This window comes from Streptomyces lonarensis, from assembly GCF_012033735.1.
Lineage (GTDB): Bacteria > Actinomycetota > Actinomycetes > Streptomycetales > Streptomycetaceae > Streptomyces > Streptomyces lonarensis.
Genome location: NZ_JAAVJD010000338.1, coordinates 1 through 4,189 on the forward strand (window position 1 = coordinate 1; position 4,189 = coordinate 4,189).

The following is a 4,189-nucleotide window of genomic DNA, read 5'->3' on the forward strand; positions in this document are numbered from 1 at the left end:
CGGCCGCCTCGCGGAGCTTCAACGCCGCCTCCTGGGCGAGGCCGTGGCACCAGCCGCTGCCGAGGAAGGTGATCTGCCGCGCCTCCGCGAGGCCCGGCGGCGGGCCGGCCGCCGCCGCCCGGGGCCGCACCCCGCCCGCACGAGCAGCGCCACGACCGCACGAGCAGCACGCGCAGGACGAGTCCCCCGAGGAAGCGACAGGAGCCCACCATGAGCACCGCACCCCGCACCGGCTCGCACACCGCCGCCGAAATCGCCTCGCAGCCGCACTGCTGGCGCCGCGCGGCCGAACTGGCCGGCACCGTCGGCGCCGCCCTGCCCGCGACCGGCGAGCGGGTCGCGGTCGTCGGCTGCGGCACCTCGTGGTTCATGGCGCAGAGTTACGCGGCGCTGCGCGAGGCCGCCGGCGCGGGGGAGAGCGACGCCTGGCCCGCCTCCGGGTTCCCGGTGGGCCGACGCTACGACCGGGTGGTGCTGATCAGTCGCTCCGGCACCACCACGGAGGTCCGGGAACTGGCGGCGGCACTGCGCGGCACGGTCCCGACCACGGCGGTGGTCGCCGACCCCGCGTCGCCACTGACCGGCGAGGTGGACGAGGGAGTCGTCCTCGGTCACGCCGACGAGCGGTCCGTGGTGCAGACCCGGTTCGCCACCAGCGCGCTGGCGCTGCTGCGCGCCGGTCTCGGGGAGCGGCTGGACGCCGCGGTCGCCGACGCCGAACGGGCGGTGGCGGCCGGCCCGCCGCCGGGCCTCGCGGAGGCGCGGCAGATCACCTTCCTCGGCAGCGGCTGGTGCCACGGCCTCGCCCAGGAGGCGGCGTTGAAGCTCCGCGAGGCGGCCGGGGCCTGGTCCGAGGCGTACCCGGCGATGGAGTACCGGCACGGTCCGATCAGCATCGCCGAACCGGGCCGCGCGGTCTGGGTGTTCGGTGGGCTGCCGGTCGGTCTGGCGGCCGACGTGGCCGCGACCGGGGCGGAGCTGGTCGCTGGTTCCGACCCGCACGGCTCCACGAGCGCGGGGACCCCGGCGGCGGGCGGTGAGCCACTGGACCCGATGGCGGACCTGGTCCGTGCGCAGCTGCTGGCGCTGGCCGTGGCGGAGCGGCGAGGGCTGGACGCCGACCGGCCGCGGCATCTGACGCGCGCGGTGGTGCTGCCCTGAGAAGGGGGCGAACCCGCTGAACCGGGCGGGGCGGTCCCGCGCGTCGCAGGGGCGCGCCCGGCGGTCGACACGCCGGGCGGCCCCGAGGTGTGGGGGAGGGGCGGTACCGCGGCCGTGGGGGCCGGGTCCGCCGACGCGGGCGCGGCAGCGCCCGGTGGCTCAGCCGGGAACGGTCAGCAGGTGTAGGTCCTGCCGTCGGCCGCGAGGCTCCAGCTGCACGCGCTGATGGTCCCGGCGGCGGCGTTGTTGTCCTTGCTGCCGGGCTTCTTCAGCCGCAGGTTGGGCGTCTTGGCGCGTCCGTCGTTGGGCAGCACGTGCCGGGCGTAGCCGCGGTAGATGTGGTGGACGCCCTTGCTGTCCTTGTGGTTCTTGCCCGTCCCGGTGTGGACCCGGGCGCTGGCGCCGGCCGGCAGCTTGTAGGAGGGCAGGGCGCGCCCGTAGGTGTTGGTGGTGATGTCGGGCACCCAACCGCCCACGTTCACCGTCTTCTTGGTGACGTTCTTGATGACGAAGAACTCGTCGTTGAGGTTGACCTGCTTGCCGTTCTTGACGTCGGCGCCGGCGGCGTTGGGCCGGACCTGGGTGACCATCAGCTCCCCGGTCGTCTTGGCGGCGTGTGCCGGGACGGCCGGCATCAGGACGGCGAGGGAGACGGTCGCGAGAAGTGCCGTGCGTATGGCGCGGTTCACGGGCGTGCCTTTCGAGGAGGGGCCGGGGCGATGCGCACGCCGGCCCGGGCCCGCCGGAAGCGGCGGGCCGAGCGATCAGTGTGCCCGAGACAGCCGTACGGCGAGGGGTTTTCGGAGACAACGGTGACCTCTTGGTGACACGGGGGCCGATGTCCGCTCATCGCGGGTGCCTCCGCGGCCGTCTGCCGTGCCGGCGCGGCGGCCGACGGGCCGCCCGGCCCGGGGGAGCGCCGCCGCCCCTGCCGCGGGCACCCGGCCGGTAAGGCAACCCTTACTTCGGCGGGTACACTCGTGCGCGGTCCGAAGGCCGGATGGACGACCCGCGAGCAGGAGGCAACGAGTGTCCGCTGAGGATGCGCAGGACGAACCCCGGCTGCTCGCCGAGGGGCTGGACGTGGGACACGCCGGGCGACCGGTCCTGTCCGGGGTCGGGCTCGCCCTGCGGCCCGGACGCGTCACCGTCCTGGTCGGCCCCAACGGCTGCGGGAAGTCCACGCTGCTCCGGACGGCCGCCGGGCTCATACCGCCGCTCGCCGGTTCCGTCACCCTCGACGGCCGGCCCGTGGCGGGGCTGGACCGCCGCACGCTCTCCCGGGGCCTCGCCTTCCTGCCGCAGTCCTCGCTGGTGCCCGCCGGGGTCCGTGTCGCCGAACTGGTGCGCCACGGCCGGTACGCCCACCGCGGGGCGTTCGCCCGCCACACCGACGAGGACACCGAGGCGGTCACCTGGGCGCTGGAGGTCACCGACGCCGCGCCGCTGGCGGAGCGCCGGCTCGACGAGCTGTCCGGCGGCGAGCGCCAGCGCGCCTGGCTCGCCACCGTCCTCGCCCAGCGCGCCGGGGTCCTGCTGCTGGACGAGCCGACCACCTACCTCGACCTGCGGCACCAGTTCGAGGTGCTCGACGTCGTCCGCCGACTGGCCCGCGAGCACCGGATCGCCTGCGGCGTGGTGCTCCACGACCTCACCCAGGCCGCCGCCTACGCCGACGAGGTGATGGTGCTGGCCGACGGCGGCACCGTCACCGCCGGCCCGCCCGACACCGCGCTCACGCCGGAGGTCATCCACCGGGCCTTCGGGCTGCGGGTCTCCGTGCTCCGCGACCCCGGCACCGGCCACCTCGCCTGCTTCCCGCTCCCCGCGGCCGACGCCGCCCGCTGAACCGGGCGCCCGCCGCGCCCCTCCCCGCGCACCCACCGGCGGCGGCCCGACCGCCGCCGGATCACGGACACCACGAAGGAGAACCCTCAGCCATGCAGAGAATGCTGCGCGCCCTCGCGACGGCCGGCGCCGCCGCGGCGCTCGCCCTCACCGCCACCGGATGCGGTTCGGGCACCGTCGGCGAGGACGCCGGGACCTCCGACTCCGCGTCGCCCGACGCCGGTGCGGACGGCGGCATCACCGTCGAGACCGCCCGCGGCCAGGTGACGCTGGACGAGCCCGCCACCACCGTGGTCTCGCTGGAGTGGACCTACACGGAGGAGCTGATAGCGCTCGGCGTGCAGCCCGCCGGCAACGCCGACAACGACGGCTACGCCCAGTGGATCACCGCGCCCGGCGTCGACCTGGCCGAGGACACCGTGGACGTCGGCGACCGGCAGGCGCCCAGCATCGAGCAGATCCGGCAGCTGGAGCCGGACCTCATCGTCGTCGACGACGGCCGCGCCCAGGAGAACCTGGCGCAGCTCCAGGACATCGCCCCGGTGCTGTCGTTCGAGTACACCACCTCGCCGCAGCTGGAGACGCTCCGCACCAACTTCACCGAGCTCGCCAAGGCCGTCGGCCGCGAGGAGCAGGCGGACGAGGTCTTCGCCGGGATCGAGGAGTCCGCCGCCGACCTGGAGGAGCGGCTCACCCAGGCCGGCCTCGACGGGACCCGCTACGCCTTCGCGCAGGGCTTCACCGCCGACGGCACCGGCACCGCCCGCCTCTTCACCGACGAGGCGCTCGTGGCGCAGGTCCTCGACCTCGCCGGGCTGGAGAACACCTGGGACGGCGAGGGCGACGCCTGGGGCATGACCACCGTCGGTGTCGAGGGGCTCACCAACCTGGAGCCCGACATCCACTTCCTCACCGTCGCGGACGACGCCGACTCGCCGTTCACCGGCGCCTTCGCCGGCAACCGCGTCTGGGAGGGGCTGGAGTTCGTCCAGGAGGACCGCTGGCACGAGCTGGACCCGGGCACCTGGCTGTTCGGCGGCCCCGTCTCGGCCGAGTACATCCTCGACGAGGTCGGGAAGGCACTGGGCGTCTGATGATCGGCTCCGCCCCGCCGGCCGCCCGACGGCCGCACCCCGCGCCCGTGGACGCGGCGTCGTCCGCGACCGGGCCCGGCGGGGCG

The 4,189-nt window shown here is 75.6% G+C and carries 4 protein-coding genes and 1 pseudogene; 3 read left to right on the forward strand and 2 right to left on the reverse strand.

Translation table 11 applies throughout. From position 1 onward, the window contains the following. Positions 1–121 (reverse strand): annotated as a pseudogene (locus HCN56_RS26785) (sugar isomerase); the annotation flags it as partial. An 89-nt stretch (positions 122–210) separates the two neighbouring features. Here HCN56_RS26785 and HCN56_RS24025 point away from each other — a divergent pair. After that, positions 211–1,161, forward strand: coding sequence for an SIS domain-containing protein (locus HCN56_RS24025; RefSeq protein ID WP_167974519.1), 951 nt, complete (start codon positions 211–213; stop codon positions 1,159–1,161). 173 nt (positions 1,162–1,334) lie between these two features. Here the strand turns inward: HCN56_RS24025 and HCN56_RS24030 are convergent, their stop codons facing one another. Next, the gene (locus HCN56_RS24030) at positions 1,335–1,850 is read right to left on the reverse strand and encodes a lamin tail domain-containing protein (protein ID WP_209313127.1); all 516 of its coding nucleotides are present in this window, start codon (positions 1,848–1,850) and stop codon (positions 1,335–1,337) included. Positions 1,851–2,190: 340 nt separating this feature from the next. Between HCN56_RS24030 and HCN56_RS24035 the strand changes: the two genes are divergently transcribed. Then, positions 2,191–3,009, forward strand: coding sequence for an ABC transporter ATP-binding protein (locus HCN56_RS24035; RefSeq protein ID WP_167974521.1), 819 nt, complete (start codon positions 2,191–2,193; stop codon positions 3,007–3,009). Between the two features lie 92 nt (positions 3,010–3,101). Further along, a complete protein-coding gene (locus HCN56_RS24040; RefSeq protein WP_167974523.1) occupies positions 3,102–4,103 on the forward strand; it encodes an ABC transporter substrate-binding protein in 1,002 nt (333 codons plus the stop codon). The last annotated feature ends 86 nt before the right edge of the window (positions 4,104–4,189 follow it).